The following is a 16,213-nucleotide window of genomic DNA, read 5'->3' as shown; positions in this document are numbered from 1 at the left end:
CGCGGCTCCGGAACCCTAGGGTGACGCCGTGGACCTCAAAGCCGTACGCGCCTTCGTCGCGATCGCCGATGCCGGGCAGTTCCAGAAAGCCGCCATCGATCTGTCGCTCACCCAGCAGGCGGTCTCCAAGCGGATCGCCGCGCTGGAGAAGGACCTGGGAGTGCGGCTGCTGGTGCGGACACCGCGGGGAGCGGAGCTCACCATCGACGGGCAGGTGCTCCTGCCGCACGCCCGGGCCCTGCTCCAAGCGGAGGAGCGGGCGGTGGCGGCCGTGCGCCCCGGGGAGCGCGCGCTGCGGGTGGACGTCGTGGGGCGCCGGGTCGCCACGGCCGGGCTGGTACGGGACTTCCACCGGGCGCATCCGGAGATCGCCCTGGACGTCGTCACGCTGTTCGACGCCGACACGGCGGTGGCCGCCGTGCGGGACGGGGCGGTCGACGCCACGTTCCGTGCGGTCACCATGCCCGGGCGCCGGCTCCCCGACGGCATCGAGGCCGTCCCCGTCCTGGACGAGCCGCTGCGTCTCTGTGTCGGCCCCGACCACGCGTTCGCCCGAGCCGCCTCGGTGACACCCGCGCAACTGGCCGGGCAGAGGATCTGGATGCCGGGCAACGCGCCCGGCACTGAGTGGTCGGCCTACTACGACGAACTCGCCGAGACCTTCGGCCCGGCCATCGACACGATCGGCCCCAACTTCGGCATCGAGGCCCTCCTCGACACCATCGCCGCCTCCTCGACCGTGGCGACCTTCCTCAGCGAACGGACCCCGCTCGTCTGGCCGGCCGGCCACGACCTGCGCCTCGTCCCCCTGCGCGACCCGACCCCGGTCTACCCGCACTCCCTCCTCTGGCGCACGGACAATCCGCATCCCGGCCTGGCTGCCCTGCGCGACCACGTCCTCGCGACGCGCCCGGGGCTGATCGAGGGGGAGGTCTGGAAACCGTCGTGGGCGAAGCCTGTGCCATGAGCCCTAGGAACGCCGGGTGGCGTGCAGGGAGCCCAGGAGGCACAGGGCCTCGGCGCTGGGGCTGCCCGGCTCGGCGTGGTAGATGACGAGTTGCTGGCCGGGCGCGTCCCGTACGTCGAACGCCTGGTAGGTGAGGGTGAGGGCGCCGACGTCCGGGTGGAGGAGATGCTTGGCGTCCTGGGTCTTGCCGCGCACGGTGTGCGCGTTCCACAGGCGGGTGAACTCCGGGCTGTGCTCGGTGAGGGTGCGGACCAGTGCCCGCAGTCGGGGGGTGTCCGGGTCGAAGCCCGCCGCGTGGCGCAGGTTGGCGACGCAGGCCTCGGCCGCCCGGTCCCAGTCCGTGTAGAAGTGTCGGCCCGCGGGGTCGAGAAACGTCATACGCGCCAGGTTGTCCGCCGGGTCGAAGGGCGCGTAGAGGGCATCGGCCAGGGCGTTGGTGGCCAGGAGGTCCAGGGTCCGGTCGAGGACGAAGGCGGGGGTGTTCGGGTAGCCGTCCATCAGCTGCCGCAGCGCGGGGCTGACCAGGCCGGCGGTGGGTGCGGCGACCTGGTCGCCCGCAGTGGCCCCGGCCAGCCGGTACAGGTGCGCGCGGGCATCCGCGTCGAGCCGCAGCGCGCGGCTGAGGGCGTCGAGCACCTGGGATGAGGGGTTGCGTTCGCGTCCCTGCTCCAGGCGCGTGTAGTAGTCGGCGTTCACTCCGGCCAGCACGGCGACCTCCTCACGGCGCAGCCCGGCGACCCTGCGGGTCCCGTAACTCGCCATGCCGACGTCCTCCGGCCGCAGATCGGCGCGGCGTGCGCGGAGGAAGTCGCCCAGGTGGTTGTCAGCCATGTGTTCAGGCTAGGCGCGAGGTCCCGGCGCTGCCTGGGTGTGCCGCACCCAGGCAGGGCGCGGCCTGGGCGATCGCCCTCGGCCCGCCCACTCTCGGTGGAGAGCGACAGCCGCCACAAGGGCGCTGATCGAAGGAACCGAGGAGAGGAGCCCGCCATGACCGGGACGACCGGCAGCGGTCGCCAGACCACCGAATTCGCCGGGAAGGTCGCTCTCGTCACAGGGGCGGCGCGGGGCGTGGGCAGGGAGACGGTGGCGCTGCTGAGCGAGCGTGGAGCCCACGTCGTCGCCGTCGACCGGCGCCCCGAGACCGAGAGCCTGCCGGAGGCGTTCCCCGGCGTACTGGCGATGACCGGTGACGTGACGCGTGAGGAGACCGCCGCCCGGGCCGTGCAGGCCGCCGTCGACGCCTTCGGCGGGCTGGACGTCCTGGTGAACAACGCCGGGCTCACCCTGAACAAGCTCGTCACCGACACCACCGCCGAGGACTGGGACGCGGTGATGGGGGTCAACGCCCGCGGTTCCTTCTTCTTCGCCCGCGAGGCCTTCCGTGCCATGAAGGTCCGTGGCGGCGGAGCCATCGTCAGCACCGGCTCCTACACGTGCACCGTGGCCCTGCCCGAAGGCGCCGCCTACAGCGCGTCCAAGGGTGCTCTGGCCCAGCTGACCAAGGTGCTCGCCGTCGAGGGCGGGTCCCTGGGCATCCGCGCCAACCTCGTCGCCGCGGGCGTCGTCGAGACCGACTTTCTCGACACGTTCCGCTCCGACAGCCGCGCGTACCTGGCTTCCTTCGCCGATGCGCAGCCCCTGGGACGGGTGGCCCGACCCGCGGAGATCGCCGAGGTCCTGTGCTTCCTCGCGTCGCCGCGTTCGAGCTTCGTCACCGGAGCCGTGGTGGCCGCGGACGGCGGCTTCACCGCGCTCTGAGCACAGACCGACCCGCACGACAGGAAAGAAAGTTGAGGACCGCCATGACGGGACGCCTGGCAGGAAAGACCGCGCTGATCACCGGCGCGACAGGTGGCATCGGCCGGGCCACCGCGGAGCTGTTCGCCCGCGAAGGAGCACGTCTCCTGGTCACCGACGCCGACGCCGACGCCGCGGCCGGCCTCGCGGCACGTCTGCGCGGCGACGGCGCCGAAGCAGTGGGCATCGGGCTGGACGTGACCTCGGCACAGCACTGGAGCGAGGCCGTCGCCCGGGTCGAGCAGCACTTCGGGCGGCTGGACGTGCTGGTGAACATCGCGGGCATCGTGGACTGGCCCGGCGTCGAGGACACCGGTCAGCAGGCGTGGGACAGGGTGATCGCGGTCAACCAGACGGGCACCTGGCTGGGCATGAAGACGGCCATGCCGTTGCTGCGCGCGAGCGGCAACGGCTCGGTGATCAACACCTCGTCCGTCCTGGGACTGATCGGCAGCGGAGCCGCCGCCGCGTACCAGGCCTCCAAGGGAGCGGTACGCCTGCTCACCAAGACCGCCGCGGTGGAGTACGCGACCCGCGGTGTCCGCGTGAACTCCGTGCACCCGGGAGTGATCGCCACCCCCATGATCCAGGAGATCCTCGACGAGGAGGGGGACCGGCAGCCCGACATCGTGCGGACCCCGATGCGGCGGGCCGGCCGCCCCGAGGAGATCGCCCCCGTCATGCTGTTCCTGGCGGGCGACGAATCCTCGTTCGTCACCGGCGCGGAGTTCGTCGTCGACGGCGGACTCACGGCGCACTGATCAGCCGGCTCACCGCGGCACTGATCAGCCGGCTCATGCGTCCTGATCCGCCGCCCCACTGCCCCGGGCTTGGTCCACCCCCAGCGCCGTCACGTCTCCGTCCGGTACATCAGATCCACCTCGTGCGTGACGAACCCGAGCCGCTCGTACACCGACACCGCCGCCGTGTTGTCGGCGTCGACGTACAGCATCGCGGTCGGCAGTCCCCGGTCCGCCAGGTGCCGCAGGCCGATCGTCGTGAGGGACTTGCCGAGGCCGCCGCCCTGGGCGCCGGGGGCGACACCGAGGACGTACACCTCGCCCAGGCCCTCGCCGGCGTGGACCTTGGTCCAGTGGAAGCCGACGAGTTCGTCGCCGCGGAAGGCGAGGAAGAACCCCGCGGGATCGAACCACGGCTCGGCCTTGCGGTCGTCGAGGTCCCGCTGCGTGAGGGAGCCCTGCTCGGGGTGGTGGGCGAAGGCGGCGGCATTGACGGCCAGCCAGGCCGCGTCGTCCCGGCCGGGGACGAAGGTGCGGACGGTGACGCCCTCGGGCAGGACCGGATCGGGCGCGTCGAAGCCGGTCAACGGGAGCCGCATCTGGCGCAGTTCGCGGAACAGGGTCAGGCCGAGGACCTGGGCGAGGTGCCGGGCGGCGGAGTGGCCGCCGTGGGCCCACACCCGCAGCCGCTTGCCGGACGCGGCCAGCAGCGCGGAGCCCAGCGCCCGCCCGTGCCCCTGGCCCCGGTGCCCGGGGTGCACGACCAGCTCGGCGGCCGGCGGCTCCACCGGGTCGGTGTCCTCCAGCTGGGCGTACCCGACGAGTTCGCCGTCGACGGTGAGCAGCAGATGGGCGATGCCCGCGCGTTCGCCTCCGCGCAACTGCAACCGGCCCTGTTCGGACACGGCCTGCTGCCCGTCGGTGCGGGCGGCCTCGGCGAGCAGTCCGAGGACGGCCTCGGTCTGCTCCGCCGAGAGGGCGGCGTACGTGTCGATCGAGCGGGTGCGTCCGGGCCGTGCGGTGTCGTCGCTGGTCATGCGTACGAGGGTACGGGGGAGCACCGGGAAATCGGCGGCAAGAAGCAATCAGGCTGTAACCACGAAAACTCTGTCGCGCTACGCGCGTTGACTCTAGGCTGCGCCGGACGACATCACTGTCCCAGCAGACCCAACAGGGGGGCGTATGCCAGCCACTTCACCGGCACCGGCGCATCAGGAGCGCCGCAGACGTCGTACGAACCGTCTCGTCGCTCTCGCCGCCGGTGTCGTCACCGTCGGCGCGCTGGCCGCGGCGACGGTGCCAGGGTCGGCGTCGGCCGGAGAGAACCACGGCGGTGGCGGCCACTGGCCCGGCCGCTACCAGGACGTCCAGTTGCTGTCCTTCAACGACCTGCACGGCAACCTGGAGCCGCCCGCCGGCTCCTCGGGCCGTGTCACCGAACACCAGGCCGACGGCACGACGAAGACCATCGACGCGGGCGGTGTCGAGTACCTCGCCACCCATCTGCGTCAGGCCCGCAAGGGCGAGAAGTACTCCATCACCGCGGCCGGCGGCGACATGGTCGGCGCCTCCCCGCTCATCTCCGGCCTCTTCCACGACGAGCCGACCATCGAGGCGCTGAACAAGCTCGACCTCGACGTCACGTCCGTCGGCAACCACGAGTTCGACGAGGGCGCCAAGGAGCTGGCCCGCCTGCAGAACGGCGGCTGCCACCCGAAGGACGGCTGCTACAACGACCAGAGGTTCCAGGGCGCCGACTTCCCCTACCTGGCCGCCAACGTCCTCGACGAGAAGACGAAGAAGCCGATCCTCAAGCCCTACTGGGTGTGGAAGAAGAACGGCGTCAAGGTCGGCTTCATCGGCGTGACCCTGGAGGGCACCCCGGACATCGTCTCCGCCGAGGGCGTCAAGGGCCTCTCCTTCAAGGACGAGGTCGAGACGATCAACAAGTACGCCAAGGTGCTGCAGAAGCAGGGCGTGAAGTCGATCGTGGCCCTCATCCACGAGGGCGGCTTCCCGGCGTCGGCGTCGTACAACTACGACTGCGACGCCCCGGGCGCGGGCGACGGCATCTCCGGCCCGATCGTCGACATCGCCAAGAACGTCACGCCGCAGGTGGACGCACTGGTCACCGGCCACACCCACAACGCGTACGTGTGCACGATCGACGACCCGGCGGGCAAGCCCCGCATGGTCACCTCGGCCGCGTCCTTCGGCCGCCTCTACACCGACACGACGCTGACGTACGACCGGAAGACCGGCGACATCGCCCGTACGGCCGTGAAGTCCGCGAACCACGTGGTCACCCGGGACGTCCCCAAGGCGCCCGACATGACCGAGCTGATCGGCAAGTGGAACACGCTGGCCGCGCCCATCGGCAACAAGCCGATCGGCTACATCTCCGGCGACATCGGCAACACCGGCACCGAGTCCCCGCTCGGCGACCTCATCGCCGACGCCCAGCTCGCCCACGGCAAGCAGCTCGACCCGGAGACCGACCTGGCGCTGATGAACCCCGGCGGCATCCGGGCACCGCTGACCTACACGGCCAAGGCCGGTGAGGGCGACGGTGTCGTGACGTACGCCGAGGGCTTCACGGTCCAGCCGTTCGCCAACACCGTGAACCTCCAGGACTTCACCGGCGCCCAGCTGATCCAGGTGCTCAAGGAGCAGGTGACCGGCCCGAACGCGGCCGCGCCCAAGGTCCTCCAGGTGTCGTCCGGCCTCACCTACACGCTGGACCTCACCAAGTCCGGCGCCGACCGGGTCGTCACCGACTCGATTCTGCTGGACGGCAAGGCCATCGACCCGGCGGCCACCTACCGCGTCGCGACGAACAGCTTCCTCGCGGGCGGCGGCGACGGCTTCCCCACGCTCGGCCAGGGCACGAACGACGTCGTCGGCGCCGACGACCTGACCGCGCTGGAGCAGTACCTCACGGCCAACTCCTCGGCCGCGAACCCGCTGGCCCCGCCGAAGGCGGACCGCATCACGGTCGTCCGGTAGACCGCGAACCCCCACGGGGGGCTTGGCACGGGGCCGGTGCACGCCACCGGCCCCGTCGCCGGTTCCGGGCGCGTTACGGCGATCGCCGGGCCCCTCCCCCCTCCGGCGTGCGCACGCGACCCCGTACCGGAAACGTCCTGGTATTTCGGTCGAATCCCCGCCCAGGTCAGACCCGTTGCGGCACGATGAGTGACCCGCCGTCAGCAACCGGTCACCGTGGCCGAGACGCACGGCGTCGGTGAGGGGTGACCATGCTGCTGCCCGACAACCCGATCTCGGGGCCGGACGGAGACCGGTTCGGGTTCGGCACCCATGCCAAGGTGCTCTGCGACTCGATCACGACCGCCGAGGGGCTGCCGCTGACCATCGGCGTCTTCGGCCCCTGGGGCATGGGCAAGTCGAGCTTCATGAAGGTCTGCGAGGGCCTGCTGAAGGAACGCGGCGTGCGGACCGTCTGGTTCAACCCCTGGAAGTACGACCAGAAGGACGAGATCTGGCACGCCCTCATCCAGACCGTCCTCACCGAGATAGCCGTCGACCTCGACAGACGGCGGGAGGCCGGTGAGGAGACACGGCAGGAGCGGCTCTCCGCGGCGCTGGACACGGTCAAGCGGCTGAGCCGGGCGGCGGCCTGGCTGCTCGCCCGCAGGGCGGCCGGTCCGCTGACGGCGGGGTTCCTGGCCGCCGAGGACGTCGACGCCGTCCAGAGCGCCCTCACCGCACCGGGGGCGGAGACGTATCTGCACGTCAACCGCTTCGAGCAGGACTTCCGCGAGGTCGTCGACATCTACTCCGACGGCGGCCGGCTCGTCCTGTTCGTCGACGACCTGGACCGCTGCCACGAGGAAGCGGCGATCACCGTGCTCGACTCCCTGAAGCTCTTCCTGGGGGAGGGCTCCTGTGTCTTCGTGCTCGCCATGGACTACCAGGTCGTCGCGGAGGCCGCCGCCAAGCGGTTCGACCGGGAGGGCACGGACGGCGCGCGCGGGCGGCAGTACCTGGAGAAGCTGATCCACTTCCCGTTCCATCTGCCGGGCATCCCCTTCGAGTTGCTGTACCAGCAGCTCAGCAGCGAGGTCACGGATCCCGCGGTGGGTGCCTCGCGGGAGCTCTGGGAGCTCATCGAGGTCGCGTTCGCGGCCAACCCGCGGCGGGTGCGCCGCTTCATCAACGGCCTGAACCACACGGTCCGCACGCTCCAGCAGCACGACGGCCGGCCCGGCAGCGACCGCCTGCTGCACGCGGGCGTCCTGCTCGCCTTCCAGATCAAGTTCCCGGACTTCTTCTCGGCCCTGCAGAACGATCCCGGGGTCTGGACCCGGTTCGACGACGCCGAGTTCACGAAGTCGGACCTCGGCGGCCGGGACGGGGAGCTCGCCGCGCGGAACCCGGGGGTGCGGCGGCTGATCGCCGCCGTGTCGTCCCGGCGTACGGGATTCTCCTTCCCGCCTCCTCCGACGGCCAGCGTGCTCAGACTGCTGACCGAGGTGCTGACCGTCACCGGCGGAGGGCTCACCGGCGAGGGCGACGCGCATGCAGGGTGACGGCGAATCCGAGGTGCGGTACGCCGTCGGCCTGGACCTCGGCGACGGGGAGAGCTCCCTGTGCCGGCTGCCCACGCACGGGCGCGGCAAGGCGGAGATCTACGCCCGGGGAACCGAGGGCACCGCCATCGTGACGGCCCTGGGGCGCGAACCCCTCAAGCAGGACGGGCATCGGTACGTCATCGGCGAGGCCGCGGTGCTGGCGAAGAACGCGCTGCACTTCAGCGTCAACTTCAAGACGCGGCCCGATCCCGAGGGGCTGGTCGTCCCGGAGGCCGTGCAGTTCGCCCAGGTCCTCCTCACCGAGTTCTTCGCCGCGCACCCGGAGGTCAGGGAGGACTGCGCGGTGTACGTCGGCCACCCCACCGGCTGGGACGCCGCCTCGGTCGCGGCGTACCGCGAGCACTTCGCGTCGATGCGGCTGCCCGTCCACCTCGTCGCGGAGTCCCAGTCCGCACTCGTCCACGTCAGGGACCGCAGGGCCGGACGGCGTGACCCGCGCGGGCTCGACCGGGTCCTGGTCGTCGACATCGGCTCCTCCACGACCGACTTCACGTTCGTGGCCGACCTCGTCCCGCGGAACCTGCCGGTGGGCTCCGACCTCGGCTGCGCCCTGATCGACAACGAACTCGTCGAGCGGGTGCGGGCGGCGTTCCAGGCGAACGAGCAGTTCACCGCGGCGCTCGACAAGGACGGCGCGCCGGAGATGCTGCGGCTCGTGTGCCGCCCGGGCCAAGGAGGCGCAGTTCGGCGGGGACGACGTACGCCTCCAGGATCTCCGGGCAGGCTGCGACCGCCGGTTCACGCCGTTCCTGGTCCCCGCCATCGGCTGGCTCAGACAGCAGAACATCCCCGAGCACGTGGTGCGCGACCGGGGCGGCTGGGCGGAGCGGTTCGCGGGTGTCCTGGCGGAGGTGCGCGAGCTGCTCGGCGCGGACGGGCCCGAGCTGGTGGTACTCACCGGGGGCGGTTCCCGCATGCCCGTGGTGCGCCGGCTGTGTCTCGACGCGTTCCCCGGAGCCACCGTCGAGAACGACACCGACCCCTCGCTGTCGGTGACCCGGGGGCTCGCCAGCGTCGGACGCCACCGGGTCAACGTGGCCCGGTTCCGGCGTGACATCCAGACGCTGAAGAACCGCCCCGAGTTCGGGGAGAAGATCCGCGCCGGCCTGCTCTCCGCTTTCGACGAGGCCAGGAACACCCTGCTGACCCGCCTGCTGGAGAGGGCCGACGACGAGCACGCCGACCCGCAGGACGAGCAGGACATCGACGCGCTCATCCGCCGCCTCACCGGCATGGACGAGGTCCTCGCCCGCCTGCGCGTACGGCTCAACACCGAGCTCACCCCGATGGCACTCGACATCTGCCGCTCGTACGACATCCGGGACGACCGCTTCACCCTGGATCTCGAGCTGCCCGGGATCATCGGGACCGCCATCGGCGCCCGGATCCGTCCGATGTGGCGCACGCTCCGAGCGGCGCAGTCCGTGTTGAGGACGTTCGAGGAGAATGGACACGTACTCTCCACCGTGGTGCGGATCTTGGCGCCCGGAACGAAGATGCTCATGAAACTCGGCGCCGCGGGAGCCATCACCGCCGTGGCACTGGGTCTCCCGAAGGCGACCGAGGCAGGCGCCCGCAAGCTCATCCGTACGACCCTGCGGAACGCGGAACTGGATCCCGCCGAAGTGACCAGCATGGTCGCGCAGGTGGCGGAGCGGATCACCGCGCAGATGGACGACCGCGCCCAGGAGGTGGAGCGCTTCGTCTCCGAGGCGCCGGCATCCGTGACATCGGTCGCATAGCGGGGGTTCAGGTTGCGGTCAGGGGCGGTGCGCATGGTCGGATGAGACGATGCGCACCCCCCACCGCATGGACACGCAATACCCCCACGACCGCTCCGACCAGCCTCGCAACCCCTACGAGGAACTCGGCGCGCTCGACGACGGCCCGCTGGAGGAAACCCCTCTGGAGGACTTCCTCGGCGAGGAGGCCGAGCAGCGGGACGAGGCGGAACCGCAGTGGACGCCGCCCGACCACCGGCGTGGCGGCCGGCGTCGGCGGAATCGTTTCGCCGGGCTGCCACTCGCGATGAAGGCGGTGGTCGGCCTGGTCGTGCTCGCCGCCTTCACCGCCCTCGGCGACCGCTGGGCCGTGCTGTACGCCGAGCACCGGGCCGCCGACACGCTCAAGGACCGGCTCGACCTCGCGGCGGCGCCCGAGGTGGAGATCGGCGGGTTCCCCTTCCTCACCCAACTCGCCGACAAGCGGCTGGACTCGGTGAAGGTGACCGTCCCCGACGTCGCCGCCGACCGGGTCTCCCTGGCGAAGGTGTCGGCCACGGCGCACGACATCCGGCTGGACGCCGACGGCCTCACGTCCGTGCGCGGCGCCCACGTCCCCCGGTTCGACGGGGACGTCCTGCTGTCCTTCGAGGACCTCAACCGCGAACTCGGCGCCTCCCAGGTGACGTTCACCGGCGAAGGCCGCGACCGCGTCCGCGCCCGCGGCACCCTGCCCGTCGCCGGACACGATCTGCGGCTGCGCGCCGAGGCCCGGATCCAGCGGCAGGGCGAGCGGGGCATCGCCACGGAGATCGGCGGCATGCGGCTCGACATCGGGGACCTGGCCACCTACCGCCCCGGCACCCGCGCCTCCGAGGGCCTGCACCTGACGCCCAAGGGGACCGCCGACCTCGCCCGGGAGACCCGCAAGGCCAAGGCGCTGCTGTCGGTGCCGGCCATCGTGCAGCGGATGGGTGTCCCCCAGGCGACCGTGCGCGAGGCCCTGGCCGACGACGGCAAGCTCACCGAGCTGACCGGCTCCCCGAAGTTCGCCCGCCAGGCCGAGCGCCTCAACCTCATCGACCTGGCCCTGGACAACCCCGAGGTGCTCCGCCGCATCGGCCTCGACCCCAACCTCCTCGACGAGCTGTCCGGTCTGACCCGCCCGGTCCTGGCCGACCGGCTGGCGCTGGCGTTCGAACTGCCGAAGCCGGAGCAGGGGGACGTACGGCTGGACGACGTACGGGTGGAGGAGGACGGCATCCGGGTACGGGTGTCGGGCTCGGGGCTGAACGTGGGGTCGTAGCCCGGCGGGCCCGCTGGGTTCCGGGCGGTCTGCGTTCTTGATGAAATTTGGTGAGCAGATGTGTTGACCTCTGTTCGAGTCCTCTTCTAGTTTGCGGGAGCCAACGAGCCGCCGCTCTGTGCGCGAGGTCTCGCGGAACACAACTGCTCAGAAGGGGACGTCGTGTCACGAAAGACTCACCGGGGGACAGCCGGCCTGGGGGCCCTGCTCGCCTGCGTCACGGCATTCGGCGGAGCTCTCGCCTCCCCCGCGGCCGCCTCCACCACCGCCCCGCCGCCCGTCAGCGACTTCAAGGGCGTCAACTGGGCCGACCCGCGCGACAACTACGCCCACGACGCGGTCGTGCCCTCGGGCCTGTCCACGTCCGACAGCTACGCCACCACCTACGCCAAGTCCAAGGCGATCATCGGCGGATTCTCCAAGCTGGGCGCCAACACCGTCCGCCTCCCGGTCAACCCGACCTCCGTGAACGGCCCGTTCTGGAAGTCGTACCAGGGCGCGATCGACGCCGCCACAGCCAAGGGCTTCAAGGTCATCCTGGGCTACTGGGAGGCCGACAACGCCAAGGACGGCAAGATCGACAACAAGGCCTCCTGGGACCAGATGTGGGCGCGGATCACCTCCGCCTACGCCCGCAACTCCAAGGTGTACTTCGAGCCGATGAACGAGCCGTTCGGCTACACCGCCCAGGAGTGGACCGACATCGCCGCGAAGTGGGTGGCCTCCCACGGCAACGTGCCCCGCGACCGGATGGTGATCGGCGGGTACAAGTACAGCGAGGACGTCAAGCCGGTCTGCGCCGACCCGCGCCTGAAGGGCACGCGGCTGGCCCTGCACAACTACGGCTTCTGGCACACCGACTGGACCAGCGTCGACCAGTGGAAGCAGGACTTCAAGGCGCGTATCGGCGACTGCGCCTCGCGCACGATCCTCGACGAGTTCGGCGCGTCCATGACGACCGGCCTGGACTACAACGGCCCGGTCAACGGCTCCAACGAGGTCGCGTACATCCAGGCCGCGACCGACACCATCCGCGAACTGGGCCTGGGCTCGGTGTACTGGCCCGGCCTGCGCAACGGTGACACCTACTCCCTCACCACGCTCCAGGGCACGGGCACGAACCTCAGCCTGACGGTGAACAACCAGAGCGGCCTGGACCGGCTGCACTACGCCTGGAACCAGTAGGGATGGTGGCCCTTCCGGGTCCGGCGCCGCTCGTCAGCCGGACCCGGAAGGGAGCCGTCAGGACGCCGAGGGCGTCCAGCCCGCGAGCCAGTCCGCGACCTCCTGGTCCGCGGCCTGCGCGTCGGTCAGGTGCGGCCGGTTGGAGCTCGCCGAACCCGCCCCCGCACCGGTGTTCTTGTACTCGGCGAACCGGTCGTCCTTCCACGAGAAGCCGCTCATGTCGGTCCACGGCGTGGACTTGATCGCGGCACTCAGGCTGGTGTTGCGGACCGTGGTCTGCGGGTCGAGCGAGGCGTCACCGCCCGCGTGCCAGGGCCGGCCGAGGTAGAAGCTGCCGCCCGACACATCGCCGTTCACCGTGGAGTTGGCGATCAGGATGCCCTTGCGGTTCGCGGCGGTGCTCGGTGCGGTGACGTAGCCGGCCGAGGTGCCGTCCCAGCGCTTCTTCAGCGTGATGACGGACTTGTCGACGACGGCCGTGGCCCGCCCGAAGATGAAGTCGACGTTGCCGATGACGTAGGAGTTGGCGACGTAGACCCGGCCCAGCCGGTCCTTGGCGGCGGTGTCGAGGAGCAGCGTGTCCTGGTCGCCGCTGACGATGATCCCGTCCAGGAACACCTTGTCGGCGGCGGTCCGCAGCGCGACGGCCTGGTGCCCGCTCAGGTTCTGGTTGGCCTTCTCGTCGAAGTCGTTGGAGATGGTCAGGTTGCGGGCCTGGAAGTCGTCGGCCTCGACGGCGACGGTGGCGCTGCCGCCCGTGCCGTACGTGCCGCCGCCGGGCTTGGGCGTACCGGACGCGTTGTTGTAGACGATCGTCGTGTCCTTGCGGCTGCCGCCGGTGCCCTGGATGGTGACGTGCGGCTTGTTGGACGGCACCTTGACGAGTTCCCGGTACGTCCCCGGCTTGACGGCGATCACGACCCGCGACGGGTTGTTCGCCGGTACGGCGTTCACCGCGGCCTGCACGGTCGTGTACTGCCCGCTGCCGTCCTTGGCCACGGTGAGGGTGGTGGCGTTGGCGGCCTTGGTGGAGGCGGCGGCGGTCGTGCCGATGGAAGCGCGGGGCCCGGCACCGGCCTTGAGGACCGACGGCAGGTCGGCGGCCTTGTCGAGGGAGTACGGGTAGAAGGCCTTCGGATCGAAGGCGGTCCCGCCGCTCTCGTTGCGCCCGCTGGTGCCGGAGAAGGAGTTCCCGCGCTGGACGATGGCGGCGCCGCTGTCCTTGATGACCGGGTTCTTCATGCCCTGGAAGAGGGAGTTCTCCAGGACCATCTTCGTCGCGCCGCGCGAGTAGTTGCCGTACGAGGAGTTGATGTCCGTGCCCGGGGCGTCCTCCAGGAAGTTGTTGTAGAGGTGCGCGTGGGCGGCGTTGTCGGTGGACGGGTTGCGCTGCTCGGTCTCGCGGAACCAGTTGTGGTGGATCGTGATGTCCGTCTTGACGTTCTCGGTCCAGCCGATGCCGAAGGTCTTGTTGTTGTCGCTCAGCTTGTTCCAGGAGACGGTGACGTTCGTGCTGTCCTTGCGGACGTCGATGAGCCCGTCGGCCATGTGCCGCAGATCGTTGTGATCGATCCACACGTGGTGGGCGCCGTCCATCTGAACGGCGTCGAAATCGTGATCCTTGTCGTTCCAGATGCCCTGGTACGAGTCCCGGATGGTCAGATTCCGGATGATCACGTTGTGCACGCCCTGGCCGAGGAAGAACCCGCCTCCGACGATGTGCCCGGAGGTCCCGGACCCGACGATGGTCTTGTCGGACTGCACCTTGATCTCTTTGCCGACCGGGTTCATGTTGATCGTGCCGGCGACGACGATGACGTACGGCTCGGTGGCCGTGGCGTACTTCTCCAGGTCGGCCTGGGTCTTCACGGTGACGGTCTTGCCGTCCCGGCCGCCGTACGTCCCGTTCTGCCCGAGGGAGTTGACGGAGGCGAACCCGTCGGCGGTGTCGGCGGCCCAGGACGGGGCGGCGGCGGAGGCCTGCTGGGCGGTGGAGCCGAGAACGCCGAGGTCGGTGCCGTAGGCGAGGGTGCCGGCGGCGGTCAGGGCCAGCGGGACACCGACCGCCAGGGCCGTGCGGCTTCTGCGGTGCCGGGGCTTGCTGCGCAGCTCACTCATGCGGCGAATCCGTTCCGTGCGGGGGGATGATCCGGGGGTGGGTTGCCGCGGGGGGAGGAAAGGTTGCCGCGCTATGAGCCTTACCGAGTACGGGACTTGGGATCGACGCGCTCCCCGCGACTGACGGCCACGCGCAGCACGTCTCCCAGCGACTCCAGCGCCCTGACCAAGGCGAAACGCACGGCGCGTTCACCGGCCTTGGTGTCGCGCAGTACGGCCTCGGCGCCGGCCAGGACCTGTTCGGCGGAGGCGAGCTGAGCGGCCTCGATGTCGTCGGCGAGCCGCGAGAGGAGGCTGTCCGGGTCGTCGGTGCTGAGGTAACAGGGTTTGCCGTCGGCGCCGGTCCAGGGGAGCAGCCTCATGCGAACACCTCCACGTTGTTGAGGTACGGCCGTACGAGGGGGGTGTCCATCACCAGGGGCTCCTCCGCTACGAGGGGGAGCGGGAGGGCACTGGGTGTCGGCGGTGGCGGGGCCGACGTGGCTCGGTGACGCCCTCGGGCGGGCAGCAGACTCCGCACGAGGAGCAGCAGGACCGCTTCGCAGAGTTCAGCGATACGCAGGCGCACGGAAGTGTCCCTTCTCAGGGCAGGAGGCAGGGGTTTGACGAGCGGTGATTACCGTTCGTGGCTTCATCGTCACTGGTCGCGCGTACGCTCTGGAAGAGGGCTGGCGTTGTCTGAGCGCCAGGCAACGGCGAGGGGTGACATGGGCGAATTCGTTGACGGGGAGCGGGAGTCGAGGCGTGCCGAGCTCGGGCGGACGCTGCGGTTCCTGCGGGAAAAGGCAGGCAAGACGCTCGCGCAGTTGTCGGCGGAGACGGCGTACGACAAGAGCTACCTCTACCGCTTGGAGAAGGGGGAGCGCCTGTCCAAGCGGACGGTCATGGAGGACCTGGACAGCTACTACGAGTCCGGTGACCTGCTGGTTCGCCTGTGGCGGGACGCCCGCAAGGAGGTCATCAAGGACAAGTACAAGGCGTTCATGGAGCTTGAGGCGACGGCTCGCGTCATGTGGATGTTCCAGCTGGCGGTGCCGGGGCTGTTGCAGACCGAGGACTATGCCCGCACGGTGTTGTCAGGGTTGTCCAGAGGCCAGACAACGGCAGGCAACAGCGAGGAGATCGAGGAACAGGTGGCCTTGCGCATGGGACGGCAGGAACTGCTGTACCGCGAACCGGCACCCAGCATTCGCGTGATCCTGGACGAGGGGGCACTTCGACGGCCTGTGCCCGATGCCAAGGTGTGGGCCGACCAACTGTCGCGCCTGCTGGACGCGGCCGAGTTGCCGTCGGTCGCACTTCAGGTACTGCCCTACGCGGCAGGCGTGCACGATCTCATGAACAGCCACCTCACGCTGTTGTGGCAACGAGTCGGTGACCCCGTTGCCTACGTGGAAGGCAACAGCCTCGGCGAGTTGATCGACGACCCAGACAAGGTCTTGTCCTTCCGTTGGTCCTACGATCTCGTCAGGGACGCGGCGCTGACTCCGGAGGAGTCGACAGCGTTCATCAAGCGTCTCTTGGAGGAGTGCAGATCATGAACCGAACCCTCGACCTCATCACCGCAGTGTGGCGCAAGTCGTCCTACAGCGACGGGGGTCAGACCAACTGCCTGGAGGTCACCGACGGCCACCCCGACACCGTCCCCGTCCGCGACAGCAAGCAGCCGGACGGCCCGATACTCGTGTTCGGCGCGAGCCCCTGGGCGTCTTTCTTGGCCGGCGTCAAGGGCGACAGCACCGTGCACATCTCCGGGTGACTCGCGT

General features: G+C 70.2%; 16 protein-coding genes. 11 read left to right on the top strand and 5 right to left on the bottom strand.

The window, feature by feature from the left end:
• The first annotated feature begins 28 nt into the window (after nucleotides 1-28).
• Nucleotides 29-967, top strand: a complete 939-nt coding sequence (locus QF034_RS18740) for a LysR family transcriptional regulator (protein ID WP_307176068.1) — start codon at nucleotides 29-31, stop codon at nucleotides 965-967.
• 3 nt (nucleotides 968-970) lie between these two features.
• On the opposite strand, the gene QF034_RS18735 is transcribed toward QF034_RS18740, so the two are convergent.
• Nucleotides 971-1,798, bottom strand: coding sequence for a helix-turn-helix domain-containing protein (locus QF034_RS18735; RefSeq protein ID WP_307176067.1), 828 nt, complete (start codon nucleotides 1,796-1,798; stop codon nucleotides 971-973).
• Between the two features lie 156 nt (nucleotides 1,799-1,954).
• Here QF034_RS18735 and QF034_RS18730 point away from each other — a divergent pair, with 156 nt between their 5' ends.
• The gene (locus QF034_RS18730) at nucleotides 1,955-2,725 is read left to right on the top strand and encodes an SDR family NAD(P)-dependent oxidoreductase (protein ID WP_307176066.1); all 771 of its coding nucleotides are present in this window, start codon (nucleotides 1,955-1,957) and stop codon (nucleotides 2,723-2,725) included.
• A 44-nt stretch (nucleotides 2,726-2,769) separates the two neighbouring features.
• On the top strand, nucleotides 2,770-3,525 hold the full coding sequence (locus tag QF034_RS18725; RefSeq protein ID WP_307176065.1) for an SDR family NAD(P)-dependent oxidoreductase: 756 nt from the start codon (nucleotides 2,770-2,772) through the stop codon (nucleotides 3,523-3,525).
• A gap of 89 nt (nucleotides 3,526-3,614) precedes the next feature.
• Here QF034_RS18725 and mshD read toward each other — a convergent pair whose 3' ends face one another.
• Complete coding sequence (gene mshD / locus QF034_RS18720) at nucleotides 3,615-4,541, bottom strand: mycothiol synthase (RefSeq protein ID WP_307176064.1); 927 nt, start codon at nucleotides 4,539-4,541, stop codon at nucleotides 3,615-3,617.
• Between the two features lie 145 nt (nucleotides 4,542-4,686).
• Here mshD and QF034_RS18715 point away from each other — a divergent pair, with 145 nt between their 5' ends.
• The 6 genes from QF034_RS18715 to QF034_RS18690 all read left to right on the top strand — a co-directional run bounded on the left by QF034_RS18715 (nucleotide 4,687) and on the right by QF034_RS18690 (nucleotide 12,329).
• On the top strand, nucleotides 4,687-6,510 hold the full coding sequence (locus QF034_RS18715) for a bifunctional metallophosphatase/5'-nucleotidase (RefSeq protein ID WP_307176062.1): 1,824 nt from the start codon (nucleotides 4,687-4,689) through the stop codon (nucleotides 6,508-6,510).
• A 251-nt stretch (nucleotides 6,511-6,761) separates the two neighbouring features.
• Nucleotides 6,762-8,054 (top strand): KAP family P-loop NTPase fold protein, encoded by a 1,293-nt coding sequence (locus QF034_RS18710; RefSeq protein ID WP_307176061.1) that lies wholly within the window; start codon nucleotides 6,762-6,764, stop codon nucleotides 8,052-8,054.
• Nucleotides 8,044-9,171 carry an Hsp70 family protein gene (locus QF034_RS18705; RefSeq protein WP_307176060.1) on the top strand — a complete coding sequence of 376 codons (1,128 nt, stop codon included), beginning with the start codon at nucleotides 8,044-8,046 and terminating at the stop codon, nucleotides 9,169-9,171. The genes QF034_RS18710 and QF034_RS18705 overlap by 11 nt, the downstream gene beginning before the upstream one ends.
• The gene (locus QF034_RS18700; protein WP_307176059.1) at nucleotides 9,152-9,859 is read left to right on the top strand and encodes a hypothetical protein; all 708 of its coding nucleotides are present in this window, start codon (nucleotides 9,152-9,154) and stop codon (nucleotides 9,857-9,859) included. Before QF034_RS18705 ends, QF034_RS18700 begins: the two co-directional genes overlap by 20 nt.
• Nucleotides 9,860-9,908: 49 nt before the next feature.
• Nucleotides 9,909-11,144 (top strand): LmeA family phospholipid-binding protein, encoded by a 1,236-nt coding sequence (locus QF034_RS18695; protein WP_307176058.1) that lies wholly within the window; start codon nucleotides 9,909-9,911, stop codon nucleotides 11,142-11,144.
• 162 nt (nucleotides 11,145-11,306) lie between these two features.
• A complete protein-coding gene (locus tag QF034_RS18690) occupies nucleotides 11,307-12,329 on the top strand; it encodes a glycoside hydrolase family 5 protein (protein ID WP_307176057.1) in 1,023 nt (340 codons plus the stop codon).
• Between the two features lie 57 nt (nucleotides 12,330-12,386).
• Here the strand turns inward: QF034_RS18690 and QF034_RS18685 are convergent, their stop codons facing one another.
• The 3 genes from QF034_RS18685 to QF034_RS18675 all read right to left on the bottom strand — a co-directional run bounded on the left by QF034_RS18685 (nucleotide 12,387) and on the right by QF034_RS18675 (nucleotide 15,015).
• Nucleotides 12,387-14,447 carry a pectinesterase family protein gene (locus QF034_RS18685; RefSeq protein WP_307176056.1) on the bottom strand — a complete coding sequence of 687 codons (2,061 nt, stop codon included), beginning with the start codon at nucleotides 14,445-14,447 and terminating at the stop codon, nucleotides 12,387-12,389.
• Between the two features lie 80 nt (nucleotides 14,448-14,527).
• Nucleotides 14,528-14,809: a hypothetical protein gene (locus QF034_RS18680; protein WP_307176054.1), complete on the bottom strand. Its 282-nt coding sequence runs from the start codon at nucleotides 14,807-14,809 to the stop codon at nucleotides 14,528-14,530.
• Nucleotides 14,806-15,015, bottom strand: a complete 210-nt coding sequence (locus tag QF034_RS18675; RefSeq protein ID WP_307176053.1) for a hypothetical protein — start codon at nucleotides 15,013-15,015, stop codon at nucleotides 14,806-14,808. Before QF034_RS18675 ends, QF034_RS18680 begins: the two co-directional genes overlap by 4 nt.
• 139 nt (nucleotides 15,016-15,154) lie before the next feature.
• Here QF034_RS18675 and QF034_RS18670 point away from each other — a divergent pair, with 139 nt between their 5' ends.
• The gene (locus QF034_RS18670; RefSeq protein ID WP_307176052.1) at nucleotides 15,155-15,988 is read left to right on the top strand and encodes a helix-turn-helix domain-containing protein; all 834 of its coding nucleotides are present in this window, start codon (nucleotides 15,155-15,157) and stop codon (nucleotides 15,986-15,988) included.
• Entirely contained in the window at nucleotides 15,985-16,206 is a 222-nt protein-coding gene (locus QF034_RS18665) for a DUF397 domain-containing protein (RefSeq protein WP_307176051.1), read from the top strand. The genes QF034_RS18670 and QF034_RS18665 overlap by 4 nt, the downstream gene beginning before the upstream one ends.
• Nucleotides 16,207-16,213 lie beyond the last annotated feature (7 nt).

Source organism: Streptomyces africanus, from assembly GCF_030816955.1.
In the GTDB taxonomy this organism is placed as follows: Bacteria; Actinomycetota; Actinomycetes; order Streptomycetales; family Streptomycetaceae; genus Streptomyces; species Streptomyces africanus.
Note: the sequence above shows the minus strand (reverse complement) of the source record. Positions and strands in the feature narration are given on the sequence as shown.